The organism is Amycolatopsis sp. NBC_00348 (genome assembly GCF_036114655.1).
Classification (GTDB): domain Bacteria; phylum Actinomycetota; class Actinomycetes; order Mycobacteriales; family Pseudonocardiaceae; genus Amycolatopsis.
On sequence record NZ_CP107994.1, the window covers coordinates 6,837,097 to 6,855,065 of the forward strand.

Genomic DNA, 17,969 nt, shown 5'->3' on the forward strand with positions numbered 1-17,969 from the left:
GGAACCGGCTCCGCACCGTCATCGTCACATCGGTAACCAATCACCCGATCAGGCGATATGCCGAGCGGAAGATCCAACTCCTGAGGGGATTTCGATGCGCAAGACCACCCTGGTCGCCGCGGGCGCCGCGCTGGTGCTCACGCTGACGGCGTGCAGTGGCAACTCCGGCACCGCCGAGCCGGCCGCCGCGGGCAGCAACCAGTCCCAGGCCGACGGCGGCAGCGGCCTCGCGTCGCCGTTCACCGACGCCATCCAGCTCGCTTCGGCGTCCAAGCAGGGCACCGAGAAGTCGAAGTCCGCGAAGTTCACCATGGAGAGCTCGGTCGGCGGCCAGTCGATGACCGCCTCGGGTGCGATGAGCTTCGACGGCGCGAACACCAAGATGTCGATGACGTCCAACGCCGCCGGTCAGCAGAGCGAGATCCGGATCGTCGACGGCGCGTTCTACATCAAGATGCCGGCCGAGCAGGCCAAGCAGCTCGGTGCGGGCAAGGAGTGGATCAAGTTCGCGCCGGGCGGCGACGACCCGTTCTCGCAGATGCTGGGCAGCAGCTCGCAGTCCGCCGAGCAGAGCGACCCGAGCAAGATCCTCGACCAGGTCTCGAAGACCGGCCGGATCGTCTCGTCGGACCAGACCGAGCTGAACGGCCAGAAGGTCAACCACTACGTCGTCGAGATGGACGTCGCCAAGTCCATCGACGAGTTCACGAAGTCGATGCCGGAGGCGAGCCGCGCGAAGGTCGCGGAGTCGCTCAAGGGCAAGGACGTCAAGATCCCGGCCGAGTTCTGGCTGGACAAGGACAACCTGCCGGTGCAGGTCACGATGGACCAGGGCCCGCTGATGCAGGCCATGGGCGTGCCCAGCGCGGACGGCTCGAAGTTCACGATGAAGTACACCGACTGGGGCACCCAGGTCGACGTCGCGGCCCCGCCCGCGGACCAGGTGGCCGACCTCGGCGAGCTGCTCAAGGGCGGCCGCTGACCAGCGACCGTGCGTGACCAGCGGCTCCCCCGAACGGGTTCGGGGGAGCCGCTGTGTTTTGGTTGGCGCATGCGCAAAGCCGCCGTCGTGCTGCTGCTCGCCCTGCTCGCCGGCGCGTGCGACAGCTCTGCTTCACCGCCACCCACGTTCACCGACGCCCGCGCGCTGGCCGACGCGGCGACGGCGGCCACCACGAGCGGCGGGTCGGCGAAGTTCGCCACGGACGTCGCCGTCGGCTCGGTCCGGTCGAAGGGCCAGGGCCAGGCGCGGTTCGGCGCCGGCGGGACGTCCCAGGTGATGACGACGGACTTCATCGGCGAGCCGATGGAGCTGCGGCTGGTGGCCGGGAAGCTGTACGCAAAGGTGCCGGAGGGCTCGCGCGACCAGGTCGGCACGGCCAAGCCGTGGGTCGAGGTCGCACCGGACGGCACCGACCCGTTCTCCCAGGTGCTCGGCGGCAGCCTCGGGCAGCTCGCGGCCCAGAACGACCCGGCGCACACCCTGGGCGAAGTCGCGGCGGCGGGCACGATCGTCTCGGCCGAGCGCGGCGACCTGGGCGGAGTGGCCGCGGAGCACTACCGCGTCGACCTCGACCTGGCGAAGCTCGGCGCGGACCTGCCCGCAGGCCTGGCCGCGGACGAGGTGGGGCAGCTGGGCGGCAAGTTCCCGGTCGAGTTGTGGCTGGACGACACCCACCGGCCGCTGCAGATCGTGCTGGACCTGTCGCCGATCCTCGCGGGCTCAGACGGTTCCCCCGGCTCGGGCGCGAAGATCACGACCCGCTACACGGAGTGGGGCGCCCCGGTCGACGTCCAGGCCCCGCCGCCGGACCAGGTGGGGACGCTCACACCGTAGTCACGTTCCCGCCGACCGCCTCGTCCACGCGGGGACGAAGGGAGTCAGGACATGCGGGTGATGGTGATCGGGGCGACGGGCGTGCTGGGCGTCCCGGCGGTGGCGCGGCTGCTGGAGGCCGGCCACGAGGTGAGCGGGCTGGCCCGCGGCGCGGATCGCGTGCCGGCGGTCGAGCGGACGGGCGCAAAGCCGGTGCTGGGCGACCTGTTCGACGAGACGTCACTGGCCACGGCGTTGCGAGGCCACGACGCGGTCCTGAACCTCGCGACGCGCATCCCGGGCCCACGCGAGATGACGCGCAAGGCGGCCTGGGCCGAGAACGACCACGTCCGGCTGTCGGGCAGCGCGACGTTGGCGGCGGCGGTGCGTCGGGTGGACGAGCTGCGAACCGTGGTCCAGGAGGGCATTTCGTTCGTCTACGCGGACGGCGGCGACCACGAGCTGGACGAAGAGGCGCCCATATCGCCGCGGGGCGTGACGGCATCTTCGGTGCGGGCGCACGGCAACGTGGCCGCACTGGAGGCTTCGGGCCGGACGGTGATCCGCCTGCGCATCGCGAACCTGGTGGGGACGGGTGCGCTGCTGTCACCGCTCGTTCTGGGCGCCCGAAAGGACTGGACGACGGCGATCCACCCAACCGACGCGGCGGCGGGCGCGGTCGCGTCGCTGAAGGCGCCTTCGGGGATCTACAACGTCGGGGCGACGCCGGTGACGAAGGAACACCTGGGCCGGGTCCTGGCCGAGGCGGCGGGAGTCCGGAAGGCGCGAACGGTGCCGAAGTGGCTGGCATCGCGGCTGTCGCTGGCGGAGCCGATGGCCCGGTCGCAGCGAGTGGTGTCACGGAAGCTGGCGGACGCGACGGGCTGGCGTTGCGAGCTGCCGGAGCCGGGCCCGGAGTGGTTCGAGCCGCACTGAGGGCTCGGGACGCGCTGACGGTTCGAGCCGCTGAGGGGTTCAGGCCCGGGCCGGCGAAGACCGGCCCCCACCCGATCCCCGGGGGGCGTGCCCAGGTCCAGTCTATCGGCCTACCCCGACGGAAACCCCAGATCAGCGGCTTGGCGCGGAAGTTGTCCACATGCACACAAGCCTGTGGGCAACTCCTGCCGCGCAGGTCGAGCCGGATAACTCGGGCCGCGTCGGTCGTCGCCGGACAGCTCGAGCCGACAAATTGAGCTTCCCGATTCAAGCCGGCAACTCGACCCGAACAGCTCAAGCTGAACTGCCCAAGCCCGACAGCTCAACCGCACAGGTCAAGCCGGGCAACTCGACCTGGACAACTTCGAGCCGGACGGCTCGTGCCGCACAAGACCGAGCTGGGCAACTCGACCCGACAGCCCAAACCGCACAGGTCGAGTCGGACACCTCAAGGCCGACAGGTCGAGCCAGCCAGCTCAAGGCCGGCAACTCAGAGCAGCTCCAGCAGGAACGGCAGCTCCTGCGGCGCGTACCAAGCCAGCTCGTGATCCTCCGCATCGCCCAGGATGAACTCCGCGTCCAGGTCTCCGAGGTCGGCCGCGTCGATCACGCCCGCCGCTGCCGAGACCGCGTCCGCCGCTTCGGGGCTGTCCACGTGGACCGCCGCCACCGCCGACAGTGGGATCGGGCCGCCGATGCGGACCACCGGGGCGTCCAGGTCCGGGCGCAGTGTGATGCCCTCGACGTCCGCCGACACCACCACCCGGCGGGGTTCGCCCTTCTCCTCCGCCGCGATCAGGCGCAGCGAAGCGCGGGCCGCGTCCAGGAGCGCCGCGTACTCGAGCTCCTCGTCCGACCCGCTCACGTACGTCTCGCGCAGCGCCGGGGTCAGCGCGAACGCCGTCCCGTTGCGCGCGCGGAACTCCCCCGACGCTTCCAAGTCGCGAAGCATCGCGATGGTCGCAGGCAGATAGACCCTCACCAGTGCGCACCCTTCAGCTCTTCCAAGGATTCTTCGATCATCCCGGCCAGCAGGTCGACGTCGAACGCGGCCTTGCGGTCGCCGTTGAGTCCGAAGTAGACGCCGCCGTGGTACGACGTCACCCCGATCGCCAGCGCCTGGGTGCGCATCAGCGGCATCACCGGGAACATCTCGACCAGTCTCGCCTCTCCCGCGTACATCGGCACCTGCGGGCCCGGCGAGTTGGTCACCATGACGTTGAAGATCCGCCCCGACAACGACCCCGCCGCACGTGCGCCGAGGGAATGCAGGGTAGCCGGGGCGAAGCCGCCGACCTTGAGCAACCCGCGCGCGGCGACCGAGCGGCCCGAGTCGAGGTGCTCGGTCATCGCGTGCCCGATGTGCTGCAGCCGCAGCACCGGGTTGGGCTCGCCCACCGGCAGGTCCACCAGGTACGCGGCCACCTGGTTGCCGACCAGGCCCGGCGTCGAGTACTCCGCCGTCTCGGCGTCGCGCACCGCCATCGGCGCCAGTGCCCGCACCGTCGCGTCGGGGGTCAGCGTCTCCTCGCGCGACAGCAGCCACTCGCGCAACGCGCCGGTGATGGCCGCGAGGACGACGTCGTTGACCGTGCCGCCGTGCTCCGCGCGGATCTTGCGGAAGTCCTCGAGCCGCGTGCGGACCACCGAGAACACGCGCCCGCCGGACACCCGGACGTTCAGCGGCCCCGGCGGCGCCGGGTTGACCAGCGTGCGCAGCGCCGATGCCACCCCGCCGACGGTCTCGGCGAACTTCCCGGCCGCCGCGACCGCGTCGTTCGCCGCCGACCGGACGTTCTCGACGACCTCGGCCGGCCGTTGGACGCCCTCGCTGACCGCGTCGAGCACCAGCTGGGTGCGGCTCGGTTCGCGCCGCGGCGTCCAGATGTCCTCGAACGGCTCCGGCTCGGCCGGGGTCGGGTCGAGGATGAGCTGGCCGAGCTCGATCGTACCGACACCGTCCACAACGGACTGGTGGGTCTTGGTGACCAGCGCGATCCGGTCGCCGGACAGGCCCTCGATGAAGTACGCCTCCCAGAGCGGCCGCTCCGGCGCCAGCCGCCTCGACATCAGCCGCGCCACCAGGTCGAACAGCTGGTCGTCGCGGCCCGGCTGGGGCAGCGCCGAGCGCCGGACGTGGTAGTTCAGGTCGAAGTCGACGTCGTCCACCCACACCGGCCGCGCCAGGTGCCCCGGCACCTCCGCGACGCGCTGCCGGTACCGCGGCAGGTACGCCAGGCGCGCACCGACGAGGTCGAGCAGCTGCGCGTAGCTGAACCCGGAGCGTGGCCGCTCGAAGATCGCCACGCCGCCGACGTGCATCGGGGTCGCGTGGTCCTCGACGTAGAGGAACGAGGCGTCCAGCGCGGAAAGGCGGTCGGGCATGGGCCGATCCTTACACAATGCGAGACTGCCCGGTGTGGGTGATGAGTCGACTGTCTCGCCGAAAGACCGCTTCCTGACCGTGTACGGCCGGAAGCCGGTGCTCGAGGCACTGGCGGACGGCGGCCTGCGCGTGGACAAGGTGATCCTCGCCGACACCGCCCGCGGGCCGGGCGCGGCCGAGATCCAGCGCGCGGCCAAGGACGCGGGCGTGCCGGTGCAGCGCGCCAGCGCCCACCGGGTCAAGGTGCTCGCCGGCAACGGCAAGCAGGACCAGGGGGTGCTCGCCGACGTCGTCGCGCCGCGGATGCGCGCGCTGGCCTCGGCGCTGGAGGACCGGCAGCCGCCGTCGCGGGTGCTGCTGCTGGACGGCATCACGACCCCGGCGAACGTCGGCATGATCCTGCGCACCGCGACCGCGGCCGGGCTCGACGGCGTGATCGTGCCGCGCCGCGGCGTCGCGGCGCTGGACCCGCTGGTGGTCAAGGCTTCGGCCGGGGTCGCGTTCCGCGCCCCGGTGCTGCGCTGCGGCTCTGCGCGCGAGGCGGCCGAAATGCTGACCGAAGCGGGCTACGGCATCTACGCGCTGGGCGCGTCCTCGAAGACCGCATTGTTCGACGTAAACCTGACGCAGCGCGCGGCTTTTGTACTCGGCGGCGAAACGGACGGCGTCGGCGCGGACGTCGGCGAGCTCGTCACCGAATGGGTGTCGATCCCGATGCCGGGTGACGTCGAGTCGCTCAATGTCTCGGCCGCCGCGGCGGTGCTTTCCTTCGAACTGGTCCGCCGCGCGCGTTGATCGTTCACTGATCGGGGAACAGCACACCGAGTTCGGCGAGCGTTTCCCCGACCGACCGGTGGTGCACCCCCACCATGCCCGCTTCGACGGCACCGAAGATGTTCGCTGCGGAGTCGTCGACGAACGCACAGTGCACGGCGGGCAGGGCCAGCCGGTCCGCCGCGATCAGGTAGACCGCCGGATCCGGTTTGGCCACGCCGACCTCGCCGGAGAACACCAGCGCGTCGAAATAGTCGAACATGGTTTTCTTGACCTGCTCCGACGCCCCGGGTGCGTTGGACAGCAACGCGGTACGGACGCCCCGCTTGCGCGCGGTCATCAGGTATTCGTAGAAGCGGTCGGCGTCGGGATCGGTGAGAACTCCGGCGAAATCGACCAATAACCCCTTCAGCACCCGGCACACCATAGCCGGGTAACGGGGCGCTGTCTCTCGGAGTCCGACAATGCGATGTGCCCCTAGCGCACGGTAACCGGCGAAGCCATCGCTTCGGCGATTCTCCCCCGAATCGAGCGATTCCTGACGCGATTCGGGCCGCGCGTCCCTCTAAGCCTGCGGAAGCGGCGAAATGCCGCGACCGGGAGGGGAGGAAATGACCGAGGAACATCGCCTGAGAACGCTGATCCGCTACGAGGCACCCCGCCGGGCCGAACGGCTCGCGGCCGTGACACCGGAGGAGCACCGCCGGGCCGGCGCGCGCTGGCCGGCGTCGCGGCAGCTCGAGGCGTCCGAAGTGGGCCACCTGCTGAACATGCTGCTGGAGGCCTACGACGGCCGTCGTCCGGTGCCGCAGATCCGGGGCCTGGTGGCGCCGGAGGTGTACGCCGGGCTGAGCGGGCCACGCCTGCCGCAGCCGCGGCACCGGACGCACACCGTCCACACGTGCAACCCGGTGGCGGGTGTGATCGAGGCGTGCGCCCGGGTGGAGGCCGACGGCCGGTCGTTCGCGCTGGCGGCCCGCTTCACCCGCACCACGACGGGGTGGCAGTGCGTGCGGTTCGCGCTGCTGAAACCGAGGCGGCTGGACCACCGGCCCCAGCGGGCAGCGGCGTGAAGCGGGCGGGCACGGCAAGAGCTCCGCCGGGACCGTCCCAGCGCGACAGTCGCGAGCGGCCGGTCGGGACAGTCCCGTCTCGACGGTCGCGAACGGCCGATGCGTCGTTCAGCCGGCTGGACCGGGCTTGATCCCGGCGGGACGGTCGTGAGTGGTGATTCGGGTTCTAACCCTCTCCGCCATTCACGACCGGACCGGCAGCGTCGCCAGGCCGCGCAGGGTGGTCGTCGGGTTCCAGGCCGGGGTGCCGTTCAGCGCTAGATCCGGGCGGCGGCGGGCCAGCTCGCGGAACACGACGCGGGCTTCGAGCCGGGCCAGTGGCGCGCCGAGGCAGAAGTGGATGCCCTGGCCGAACGCCAGGTGCTTGCCCGGCGCCCGGGCCGGGTCGAACGCCTCCGGGCCGCTCGCCGGGTCGCGGTTGGCCGCGCCGATCAGGACGATCGCCTGGCTGCCCGCCGGGACCGGCAGCGCGCCGAGCGTCGTGTCGCGCACCGCCGTCCGCGAGGTCAGCTGGACCGGCGAGTCGTAGCGCAGCACCTCTTCGACCACCCGGTCCGGCGCCGCCGCGGCCGGCCCGAGGCCGTCGTGGCGGAGCAGCGCCAGGACGCCGTTGCCGATCAGGTTCGTCGTCGTCTCGTGGCCGGCGATGAGCAGGAGCGTGAGCGTCACCAGGAGCTCGCCCTCGCTGAGCACGTCGCCCGCGTCGGACACCGCCACCAGCGCGGACAGGAGATCCTCCCCCGGCTCTCTCCGCCGTTTCGCGGCCAGCTCGCGGAAGTACGCGATGAAGGACTGCCGCGCCCGGACCGCCGGTTCGACCGTCTCGGGGCTCTGCAGGAACGGCGGGTCCAGCGCCCGCGCCATCGCGTGCGACCACTCCGCGAACTGCTAGCGGTCGTCCAGCGGGACGCCGAGCAGTTCGGCGATCACCTCGACCGGCAACGGCTTCGCGAGCGCCGTCATCAGGTCGAACTCGCTCGGCGCGCGGTCGATCAGGTCCACGGTGATCTCGTCGATCCGCGGCGCCAGCCGCTCGACCATCCGCGGCGTGAACGCCTTCGCGACCAGCCGCCGCAGCCGCGTGTGGTCGGGCGGGTTCAGCGACAGGAACGCCCGGACCACGCGTCCTGACTCGTCGACCGGCTGGTCCGGCCGCCGGTCCGCCGGGTCCAGGTACTCCGGTTCGGGGTGCCCGAACGCCGGATCGCGCAGGACCTGCGTGGCTTCGGCGAGGCCGCTGACGGCGAACATCCCCTCGGCCAGGAGCGCGACCGGCAGCCGCTCGTGCCACCGCCGGTAGTGCGGGTACGGGTCCGGCCGCCGCTCGGCGCCGAACAGCGCGAAGAACTCCTGCATCTCCGCCGACATCGTCGTCACGACCATCCCCCGTTCACGAAACCGGGGCACGTGGAGTTGTCCACGCGCCCCGGTTCCGGCTCACATCAGCGGCTCACGTCAGCGACGCGGGCCCTTCTTGCCCTTCTTGGCGGCGTCGCGCTGGGCGGCCCGGCGGTCCCGCCGGGTGGCTCCGCTTCCGCCCGCGCCGTCGCCCGCTTCCTCGGCGTGCGCTTCGACCTCGCCGTCCTCACCCGGGCCCGACAGCGTCAGCCCCGACTGCTGGCTGTTGCCGCCCAGGCCCTTGCCGCGCAGCGCGGCCGGGACGGAATCGGTGTCGGTCGTCGGCGGCTGCGGCGGCGCCGGCCGCGCGTGGCGGCCTTCCGGCACGGCCTGGCCGTTGCCGTTGCCGACACCCGCCGGCAGCGCGGCGGCGTCTTCGGCGGGCGGCGCTTCGGCCCGCTCGACCTGCAGGTTGAACAGGAAGCCGACGGCCTCCTCCTTCAGCGAGTCGAGCATCGCGCGGAACATGTCGAAGCCCTCGCGCTGGTACTCGATCAGCGGGTCGCGCTGCGCGAGCGCCCGCATGCCGATGCCCTGCTTGAGGTAGTCCATCTCGTAGAGGTGCTCACGCCACTTGCGGTCGAGGACCGTCAGCATGACCTGGCCCTCCAGGGTCCGCATGCCTTCCGGGCCGACGAGCGCGTTGATCTCCGCCTCGCGCTTGTCGTAGGCGTCGCGGGCGTCCTGCACCAGCGCCTCGCGCAGGGTGTTCGCGTCGAGGTCGCCGTCTTCCAGCAGGTCGTCCCAGTCGAGGCTGACCGGGTACAGCGTCTTCAGCGCCGTCCACAGCTTCTCGTGGTCCCAGTCTTCGGCGTAGCCGTTGGCCGTCGCGCCGTCCACGTAGGCGTTGACGACGTCGACGAGCATCCCTTCGATCTGGTCGCGCAGGCTCTCGCCGGCGAGCACGCGGTGGCGCTCGGCGTAGATCACCTTGCGCTGCTCGTTCATGACCTCGTCGTACTTGAGGACGTCCTTGCGCTGCTCCATGTTGATCTGCTCGACCTGCGTCTGCGCGCTCTTGATGGCCTTGGAGACCATCTTGTGCTCGATCGGCACGTCGTCGGGCAGCCGCATGGTCGTCATGACGCGCTCGACCATGGTCGCGTTGAAGCGGCGCATGAGCTCGTCACCGAGGGACAGGTAGAACCGGGACTCGCCCGGGTCGCCCTGCCGGCCGGACCGGCCGCGGAGCTGGTTGTCGATGCGGCGCGACTCGTGCCGCTCGGTGCCCAGCACGTACAGGCCGCCCGCGTCGCGGACCACCTCGGCCTCGGCCTTCGACTCTTCCTTGACCTTCTCGAGGATGCCAGGCCACGCGGCCTCGTACTCCTCGGAGTGCTCGACCGGGTCCAGGCCCTGCTCGCGCAGCACGTGGTCGGCGATCAGGTCGGGGTTGCCGCCCAGCACGATGTCAGTACCGCGGCCGGCCATGTTCGTGGCGACCGTGACGGCGCCCTTCTGGCCGGCGCGCGCGACGATCAGCGCCTCCCGGTCGTGGTGCTTCGCGTTGAGCACCTCGTGCGGCACGCTCAGCTTGACCAGCAGCTTCGAGAGCCGCTCGGACTTCTCGACGCTCGTGGTGCCGACCAGGACCGGCTGGCCCTTCTCGTGCCGCTCGGCGATGTCCTCGGCGACGGCCTCGTACTTCGCCTCTTCGGTCTTGTAGATCAGGTCCGGCTGGTCGGCGCGGACCATCGGACGGTTCGTCGGGATCGGCACCACACCCAGCTTGTAGGTCTGGTGGAACTCGGCGGCCTCGGTCTCGGCCGTACCGGTCATGCCGGACAGCTTCCCGTAGAGGCGGAAGTAGTTCTGCAGCGTGATCGTGGCGAGCGTCTGGTTCTCGGCCTTGATCTCGACCTTTTCCTTGGCCTCGATCGCCTGGTGCATGCCCTCGTTGTAGCGGCGGCCGTGGAGCACGCGGCCGGTGAACTCGTCGACGATCGCGACCTCGCCGTTGCGGACGATGTAGTCCTTGTCGCGGTGGAAGAGCTCCTGCACCTTCAGCGCGTTGTTCAGGTACCCGACCAGCGGGGTGTTCGCGGCCTCGTACAGGTTCTCGATGCCGAGCTGGTCCTCGACGAACCGGACGCCCTTTTCGGTGACGGCGACGGTGCGCTTCCGGACGTCGACCTCGTAGTGGTACTTCGAGTTGATCAGGTTCGTCTTCTCGAGCCGCTCGCGCGACCCCATCGTGGTGGTGTCGATGCCGTTCATCAGCGGGGCGAGCCGCGCGAACTCGACGTACCAGCGCGACGACTGGTCCGCCGGGCCCGAGATGATCAGCGGCGTCCGGGCCTCGTCGATGAGGATCGAGTCCACCTCGTCGACGATGGCGTAGTTGTGGCCGCGCTGGACGCAGTCGTCCAGGCTCCACGCCATGTTGTCGCGCAGGTAGTCGAAGCCGAACTCGTTGTTCGTGCCGTAGGTGACGTCGGCGTTGTACTGGTTGCGCCGGACGTCCGGCTGCTGCTCCGACAGGATGACGCCGACCTCGAGACCGAGGAAGCGGTGGATGCGGCCCATCCACTCGGAGTCGCGCTTGGCCAGGTAGTCGTTCGTCGTGACGACGTGGACGCCCTTGCCGGGGATGGCGTTGAGGTACGCCGCGAGGACACAGGTCAGGGTCTTGCCCTCACCGGTCTTCATCTCGGCGACCTGGCCCAGGTGCAGGGCGGCGCCGCCCATCAGCTGGACGTCGAAGTGCCGCTGGCCGAGCACGCGCTTGGCGGCCTCGCGGGCGACCGCGAAAGCCTCCGGCAGCAGGTCGTCCAGGGACTCCCCGTCGGCGTGCCGCTTGCGGAACTCGTCCGTCTTGGCCCGCAGCTCGGCGTCGGTCAGGTCCTTGACGTCGTCTTCGAGGGTGTTGATGTGATCGGCGATGTTGCGCAGCCGCTTCACCATCTTGCCCTCGCCCGCGCGGAGCAGGCGGTTCAGCACCATCCGGTCGACCTCACTAGCTGATCATGAGCGCGCCCAGGCCGGTCCCGGGCAGGTTCTCCCACGGCGGCCGCCGTGGGTCGGCGCCACCGTTCCACCCCATCGTAGGGAACCCGGGGCGGCGTGTGCACACGCCGTACGTCCTGACATGCGGATGGCCCGCACGCGAGCGCGTGCGGGCCATCGGCGAAGGCCTCCTCAGAGCCGGCTCAGCCGAGCCGGATCACGCCGTAGTCGAAGCCTTTCCGCCGGTAGACCACGCTGGGCCGCCCCGCGTCGGAGTCGTTGAAGAGGTAGAAATCGTGGCCGACCAGTTCCATCTCGTAGAGAGCCTGGTCCACCGTCATCGGATCGGCGGTGTGCTGCTTCTCGCGGACGACGCGGCCGGGCTGGTGGCCCAGGTCGTCGTCGGCCCAGCTCTGCTGCTGGGGCAGGGTGATCTCGTCGGCACTCGCGAAACCGTTCAGCTGCGGTTCGGCCTCGGGTGCGTCCAACACCGCGGTACGCGCGGCGGGACTGGCGGCGGCGGCCGGGGAGGTACCACCCGGCAATACCGAGGTCGCTTCGGCGACCGACTCCGGTCGGCTGCGCCCGTAGTGCACGCGCCTCCGGTCGTGTGTCCTCCGCAGCCGGTTCTCCAGCTTGGTGACTGCGGAATCGAGCGCTGCGTAGAAGTCGGCGGCACACGCTTCAGCGCGTACGGCCGGGCCACGCCCCTTTCCGGTGATTTCGACGCGCTGGCAGCTCTTGGCCTGGCGCCGGTTGGGTTCGTGGAACAACTCCACGTCGTACCGGATGACTTTCCTGTCGTAGCGCTCGAGGCGGGCCAGCTTTTCGCTGACGAGTGCCCGATAGTGCTCGGGCACCTCTACGTTGCGGCCCTTAACGACGATGTCCATACACGACCTCCCTCGCTGAGATGACTGCGAGCTGTTGAGTTCACACACGGCGCCGGTGTAGCGGGGACGGAAGCCCGGATCGCGGGCTGAGAAGGAACTCGGATCGGTTCACGACGTCTCGTGCCGGATGCCCGAGCGCGGACTCAGCGCACCTCCGGCGCCAGGGACATGGGCTCGTCACCTCCCTGCCTGCGGGGATTGCTGATAGCGGAGCACGTTAGCTTCCTCACGCCCGTTACAACAGCCCCCGAGCCGGGGGATGTCGGGGAATGAGACTCCGTCACCCCGCGCAGTGAGCGGGGAGTGAACACCAGAAAACACCCGCTGGTCGGACGCTCGCCGGTTGCCGTGGCATCACACGGACGGCGCATCACTCCAGCTGCAAGGACGCCGAGGGTGACGGCCTTGTCCGGCACAGCCACCACTCCGGTGGAGTGGTTCGGCACCCGAGTGGCTTTGATCGACACCCTCATGCCCGGACAACGGCCGCGGCGCCGCTCGCGTTCCCGCCGGAAGTCACTCGTCCAGGTGACACCCGGGTCACCCGGCTGCGGGGCTGGGTTTGGCGGGTGCTTTCGGTGGCTGGGGCTCTTGTGGTGCGGATGGGGTCGGTGGGGCTTGGGGAGACTGGTGTGACCTGGTGAAACCGCCGTTCTGGTTTTGGAGTCGGGTTCTGAGGGCGGGGTGGCGGGATTGGGGGGTGGCTGGTGGTCGGAGGTCGCGGATTCACCCGGGTGGGAATCTTTCTTGGACCGGCCGGATTGCTCGGCGAACCGGGCTCGGCGGCGCCGAGTTTGGTGGCGCCGAGTTTGGCGACGCCAGGTTTGGGCGCTGCCGGGGTTGGCGACGCCAGGTTTGGGCGCTTTCGGTCGGGCGGGCTCCGAAGTCTCGGCAATGGGTGTCGGAGTTTCGGGCGGTGGGCGCCGGGGTCTTGGCAGTCACACCGGAGTTCCGGCGGGGCTTGGGAGTTCTGGCTGCGGGCGCCGGGTTCAGGCGATGGGCAACGAAGCTCCGGCATGATTTGACGGCAGTATCGGCCGCGAGGCTCGGGTGCCGATCGCACGGTTCGCCCGCCCGCAGGAGTTCACCCGGCCACGAGGAGGGTGAGGACGGCCTCGACCGCGATGCCCTCCGCCGCCAGCGCGTGCACGCATGCGGCGGCGGTGGCTCCGGTGGTCACCACGTCGTCCAGGACCACCACCGGGAAACCGGGTGGCGGGCGGCCGGCTTCGCGGAATCGCAGCCGGCCGGCCAGGTTGGCGGCGCGCTGGGCATGGCCGAGCCCGACGGCGTCGCGGGCGCTCCCGGCCAGTTCCAACGCCGGTGCGACGGCCACTTCGAAACCGCGAGTGGCCAAGACTTTCGCCGCGGCTGCTGCCAGGAGTTCGACGTGGGGGCCACCTCGGACCCGGGATGCGGAGGGGCGGCTGGGTGCCGGGACAAGGCAGATCTTGCGATGCGCGGGGACTGATCCGGTGCTCGGGGCTGGGCCTGGGCGCCAGTGTGCGGACACGGTTCCGGTCTCGTGGGACATGTCTGGTGAGTCCTCGGAAGCGCCGCTGGTGCTCCGGGCCTGGTCCGGTGGCTGATGGGCGGAAGCGACTTCGGTCGCGCAGGCAAGGCCTGGTGGCCGGAGCCCCAAAGGTGCACCGGCGCTCCGCGCCCAATCCGATGGCCGGTCGATGGAAATGGCTCCGGTGGCGCGACCGGAATCCGGCAGCCGGTGACCGCGAGCAGCAGTTCCGGCGCTCGGAGAGAGGCCCGGCAGCCATCGCGGGGAACCGGTTCCGGCGCTCGGAGGCAGGCCTGGCGGCCGGCGTCGGGAACCGGTTTCGGCGCTCCGAGCGGCCGGTTGTTGCCCTCCGACGGACACGGTTCCGGCGCTCTCAACAGCCTGCCGCGGCTGACCTGCGGAAACAGCTCCAGCCGCGACCTGTGGCCGCCCGCCGACCACGGCTTCCTGCAACGGCAACACCACCAGGGCCTCCGCCAGCGCCAACCCCAACGCCGGGGCCAGGTCCCGGCGGCCCCGTTCCTTGTACGCGATCAACAACCGCCTACCGACGCCGCTGTACCTGGCCAGTGAGAACACCCGGACCACGCCCGCCGTGGGCACGCGGGCGACCTCCCGCACCGCGCCCCAAACGCCCCCGCAGCGGGCGCAACAAGGCGCGCCGCGGGCTCCGCACGCGGCGCAGCGGCTGGGGATCAGTAATTCCAGAAGCGCGTTGATGAACACACGGAAAGTGTCGCGACCACCACCGACAGTTTCGGGCCCTCAGCGATCACCCGATCGACTGAAACCGTCAGCCCGGGTAGAAGGGGTCCGCGTCCTTCGCCGAATGGCTCTGGGGGCGCCACACCTCGCCCAGCACCGAGGCCGTCCACAGGCCGCTCGCGTCCGCTACCACGATCGGCCTGCCGGGGGCCGCGGTTACGCCGTGGACCTGGGGTGTCAGGTTTGAGCTGTTGAACGCGTCCATGCGCTGGCCGTCCACCGTCACGCGGACCACCGGCTGGGACACGCTCGTCGTGACCGCGACCAGGGTGTCCTGGGCCAGCCAGTCGACGTCGACGACGTCGTGGAGGTCGTGGGGCTGCAGGTGGCGGGGCTCGCGCAGGCTGACCGAGTCGCCGCCCGAGCCGACCACCGAGGCCACCCACAGCTGGCCGTTGACCACCGCCGCTACCCGGGCGCCGTCGCGAGAGAACCTGAGCTCCGAGATGTCGCCCTGCTGGATCAGGTCGGCGGCGTTCACCAGCAGGGGGGTCCACTGGCCGTTCGGGGTCAGCACGACGCGGGCCACCGACTGCTGGTCGACGACCGTCCACACCTCGGACGAACCGGGGCGCCACGTCGGCCGGCTCAGGGTGTTGCCGGCCACGCTGAGCTGCGGCAGCTCGCGGCCGAGGTCGCCGATCCGCAGGTGGACGCCGCCGCCCGCGCGCTCCACCACCGCGAGGCGCTTGCCGTCGGTCGACTGGGCCGCGTTGACGACGTCGTAGCCGCCGTTGCCTGCCGGGCCGGCGATCGGGGCGCCGTCGCCGAGGGAGCGGACGCGGCCGCCGACCGTCATCAGCCCCAGCAGGTCCTGGCTCGGCGAGAGCGCCGCGCCGTACGCGGGCAGCTCGCTCAGCCGCCAGTCCGGGTGGTTCGGCACCAGCGGGGCGCCGTCGGCGAGGATCCGGATCCGCGCCGACGTCACGTACTGCAGCGAAAGCACGATCTGCGCGGCGATCAGGATGCGGGTGTCGTCGCTGACGCCGGTCAACCCGGTCAGGGGCACCACCAGCGTCCCGTCGTCGAGGCTCTTGACGTTGGTGTCGATCTCCACCGGTTCGCCGAGCAGGTTCTTCACCGCGCCGGCCAGGCTCGTCGACGGGCCGGCGACCAGCATGTCCATCACCCGGCCCGGCAGCCCGGCCTGCGGTTTCGCGACGACGTAGCGCCGGTCGGGGACGAACGTGTTGGCGGACTCCGAGTAGAAGACCACCGGCACCGCGGTGTAGTTCTCGGCGAAGTCGGACTCGGTCGCGTACAGGTCGGCGGGCGGGTCGACGATCCGCCACTGGCCGGTCGGCTGCTTGCGCACCTTCACGTGGAGCAGTGCCGGGCTGTAGTCCGGGACGAACGCGCTGTTCTGGTCCAGCGTGCCGACGTCGAACCCGCGCACGTTGACGACCTGCGTGTTCGGGTCCGGCTGCGGCTCGGTGTCGTAGACCGTGCCGAAGGTGTCCTGGATGATCGTCAGGCTGCGGCTGGGCCGCCAGGTCGCCTGCCCCTGGTCGTCCAGGTAGGCGCGGGCGGCGCCGTTGTTCTGGCCGGGCTTGAGCGTCGCGCCGATGAAGTCGCGGACCAGCGTCAGCGCGTCGATGTTCGCCTGCGGCTCGGGCGCCTCGGCGTTCTGGCCCTGGCCCTGGCGCTCCCCCGGGACGACGACGGGCTGGGACTCGAGCGGGACGTTGGCGCAGCCCGCCACCAGCACCAGGCACAACACTGCGAGCAGAACGCGTTTCACTGACCGACTTCCTCACGCTCGGCGAAGATCGCCTCCGGCGCCGGGGTCACCTCGATGATCCCGAGCGGCACCTCGCCCGGGACGCGCTCCGGCGGCGGCAGGCCCAGCGGCGACTCGCCGATGGGCACGTCCTGGTGGCGCGGGAAGCGGAACCGGAAGCAGGCACCCTGGCCGGGCGCGCCCCACGCGTCGAGCTCGCCGCCGTGCAGGCGCGCGTCCTCGAGGCTGATCGCCAGGCCGAGGCCGGTGCCGCCGGTGCGCCGGTTGCGCGACGGGTCGGCGCGCCAGAACCGGTTGAACACCAGGTCCGCCTCGCCGGGCCGCAGGCCGACGCCGCGGTCCTGGACGGTGATGGCGACGGTGGTCTCGTTGGCCGCGACGGTGAGCACCACCGGCCGGCCCTCGCTGTGGTCGACGGCGTTGGCGAGCAGGTTGCGCAGGATCCGCTCGACGCGCCGCGAGTCGACGTCGGCGGGGATCTCCTCGTCGGGCAGCACGAGCTCGACCGAGGAGCCCGCGTTGCCGGCGATGACCCGCACCTGCTCGACCGCGCGGGTGGCGATCGGGCGGACGTCGATGAACTCCGCGGACAGCTCCTCGACGCCGGCGTCGAGCCTGCTGATCTCCAGCAGGTCGCCGAGCAGGGCCTCGAACCGGTCGAGCTCGTCGACCAGCAGCTCGGTGGAGCGCGCGAGCCCGGCCGGGAACTGCTCGCGGGACGCGTGCAGCACGTCGGCGGCCATCCGGACGGTGGTCAGCGGCGTCCGCAGCTCGTGCGAGACGTCGGAGGTGAACCGGCGCTGCAGGCCGCCGAACTCCTCGAGCTGGCGGATCTGGCGCTGGATGCTGGCGGCCATCCCGTTGTAGGACACGGCGAGCTTCGCCAGGTCGTCCTCGCCGACCACGGCGACGCGCTGGTCGAGGTCGCCGCCGGCGAACTGCTCCGCCGCGGCGGCGGCCTGCCGGACCGGCCGCACCACCTGCCGCACCACCAGGTTCGTGATGCCGGCCAGCAGGAGCAGCAGGACGAGGCCGCCGACCAGCAGCGTGTTCTGCACGGTCGAGACGGTGTTCTGCTCGGTCGTCAGCGGGAACAGCAAGTACAGCTGCAGCGGGCTGGCGACGGTCTTGAGCGACGTCCCGACGATCAGGTACGTCGTGCGCCCGCCGTTCATGTCGGGGACGGTGTGCTCGAGGTAGCTCGTCTGCTCGGCTTCGACGAACTGCCGCAGCCGCGGCGGCACGTTCTCGAACGGCCCGGCGAACTCGGGTTCGCTGCCGGACTGGTCGTGGCCGCCGCTGGCGAGCACCGGGATGAACGTGCCGGCCGCCGAGCCCGCCGCGTCCTGGCTGGTCGGCGTGATCGCGATCTTCTTCAGCGCGTTCTCGAGCCGGTTGCGCAGCGCGTCCGACGTCTCGCTGCCGAGGCCGACGAGCTCACCGGCGGCGGTCTCCGCGGCCGCGCGGGTCTGCGCGGTGGCGGCGTCGCGCTTGGTGTCCAGCAGCCGCTCGGTGATCTGGTTCTGCAGGACCATGCCCAGCACGAACACCACGGCGGAGGACAGCGCGAGGGTCGACACGGTCACGCGGAACTGGAGCGAGTGCTTCCACAGCTCGTTGAACGCGACCGCGCGACGGCGCGCGAAAACGACGACACGCCGCACCAGGCGTGCCGTCGATCGCGCGAACGCGGGGAGCCGTCTGCCGGTCTCCACGGTCATGGAGCCA

Annotated in this window: 15 protein-coding genes; 5 read left to right on the forward strand and 10 right to left on the reverse strand. The window is 70.9% G+C overall.

Features of this window, described 5'->3' with window-relative positions:
* The first annotated feature begins 94 nt into the window (after positions 1–94).
* From OHS58_RS29775 to OHS58_RS29785, 3 genes are all read left to right on the forward strand, one after another.
* On the forward strand, positions 95–982 hold the full coding sequence (locus tag OHS58_RS29775; protein ID WP_247057462.1) for a hypothetical protein: 888 nt from the start codon (positions 95–97) through the stop codon (positions 980–982).
* A gap of 69 nt (positions 983–1,051) precedes the next feature.
* A complete protein-coding gene (locus tag OHS58_RS29780; RefSeq protein ID WP_328644745.1) occupies positions 1,052–1,837 on the forward strand; it encodes a hypothetical protein in 786 nt (261 codons plus the stop codon).
* 51 nt (positions 1,838–1,888) lie between these two features.
* Positions 1,889–2,752, forward strand: a complete 864-nt coding sequence (locus OHS58_RS29785; RefSeq protein ID WP_328644746.1) for an NAD-dependent epimerase/dehydratase family protein — start codon at positions 1,889–1,891, stop codon at positions 2,750–2,752.
* A gap of 490 nt (positions 2,753–3,242) precedes the next feature.
* Here the strand turns inward: OHS58_RS29785 and OHS58_RS29790 are convergent, their stop codons facing one another.
* Both OHS58_RS29790 and OHS58_RS29795 read right to left on the reverse strand, forming a co-directional pair.
* Positions 3,243–3,734 (reverse strand): DUF6912 family protein, encoded by a 492-nt coding sequence (locus OHS58_RS29790; protein ID WP_247057468.1) that lies wholly within the window; start codon positions 3,732–3,734, stop codon positions 3,243–3,245.
* Positions 3,731–5,137, reverse strand: coding sequence for a WS/DGAT/MGAT family O-acyltransferase (locus OHS58_RS29795; RefSeq protein ID WP_326944276.1), 1,407 nt, complete (start codon positions 5,135–5,137; stop codon positions 3,731–3,733). Before OHS58_RS29795 ends, OHS58_RS29790 begins: the two co-directional genes overlap by 4 nt.
* A gap of 34 nt (positions 5,138–5,171) precedes the next feature.
* On the opposite strand from OHS58_RS29795, the gene OHS58_RS29800 reads away from it, so the two are divergent.
* Positions 5,172–5,933, forward strand: coding sequence for a TrmH family RNA methyltransferase (locus OHS58_RS29800; protein ID WP_326944277.1), 762 nt, complete (start codon positions 5,172–5,174; stop codon positions 5,931–5,933).
* Positions 5,934–5,937: 4 nt separating this feature from the next.
* Here the strand turns inward: OHS58_RS29800 and OHS58_RS29805 are convergent, their stop codons facing one another.
* Positions 5,938–6,312, reverse strand: coding sequence for an HAD-IA family hydrolase (locus OHS58_RS29805; RefSeq protein WP_247063642.1), 375 nt, complete (start codon positions 6,310–6,312; stop codon positions 5,938–5,940).
* A 211-nt stretch (positions 6,313–6,523) separates the two neighbouring features.
* On the opposite strand from OHS58_RS29805, the gene OHS58_RS29810 reads away from it, so the two are divergent.
* Positions 6,524–6,985 (forward strand): Rv3235 family protein, encoded by a 462-nt coding sequence (locus tag OHS58_RS29810; RefSeq protein ID WP_326944278.1) that lies wholly within the window; start codon positions 6,524–6,526, stop codon positions 6,983–6,985.
* A gap of 183 nt (positions 6,986–7,168) precedes the next feature.
* On the opposite strand, the gene OHS58_RS29815 is transcribed toward OHS58_RS29810, so the two are convergent.
* The 7 genes from OHS58_RS29815 to mtrB form a co-directional block, all read right to left on the reverse strand.
* Complete coding sequence (locus OHS58_RS29815; protein ID WP_328644747.1) at positions 7,169–7,849, reverse strand: cytochrome P450; 681 nt, start codon at positions 7,847–7,849, stop codon at positions 7,169–7,171.
* Between the two features lie 24 nt (positions 7,850–7,873).
* Positions 7,874–8,362 (reverse strand): hypothetical protein, encoded by a 489-nt coding sequence (locus OHS58_RS29820; protein ID WP_328644748.1) that lies wholly within the window; start codon positions 8,360–8,362, stop codon positions 7,874–7,876.
* A 78-nt stretch (positions 8,363–8,440) separates the two neighbouring features.
* On the reverse strand, positions 8,441–11,326 hold the full coding sequence (gene secA / locus OHS58_RS29825; RefSeq protein WP_328644749.1) for a preprotein translocase subunit SecA: 2,886 nt from the start codon (positions 11,324–11,326) through the stop codon (positions 8,441–8,443).
* A gap of 206 nt (positions 11,327–11,532) precedes the next feature.
* On the reverse strand, positions 11,533–12,222 hold the full coding sequence (gene hpf, locus OHS58_RS29830) for a ribosome hibernation-promoting factor, HPF/YfiA family (RefSeq protein WP_326944281.1): 690 nt from the start codon (positions 12,220–12,222) through the stop codon (positions 11,533–11,535).
* Positions 12,223–13,306: 1,084 nt separating this feature from the next.
* The gene (locus OHS58_RS29835; RefSeq protein WP_328644750.1) at positions 13,307–13,558 is read right to left on the reverse strand and encodes a hypothetical protein; all 252 of its coding nucleotides are present in this window, start codon (positions 13,556–13,558) and stop codon (positions 13,307–13,309) included.
* Between the two features lie 970 nt (positions 13,559–14,528).
* On the reverse strand, positions 14,529–16,241 hold the full coding sequence (locus OHS58_RS29840; protein ID WP_326944283.1) for an LpqB family beta-propeller domain-containing protein: 1,713 nt from the start codon (positions 16,239–16,241) through the stop codon (positions 14,529–14,531).
* A complete protein-coding gene (mtrB, locus tag OHS58_RS29845) occupies positions 16,238–17,962 on the reverse strand; it encodes an MtrAB system histidine kinase MtrB (RefSeq protein WP_326944284.1) in 1,725 nt (574 codons plus the stop codon). The genes OHS58_RS29840 and mtrB overlap by 4 nt, the downstream gene beginning before the upstream one ends.
* Positions 17,963–17,969 lie beyond the last annotated feature (7 nt).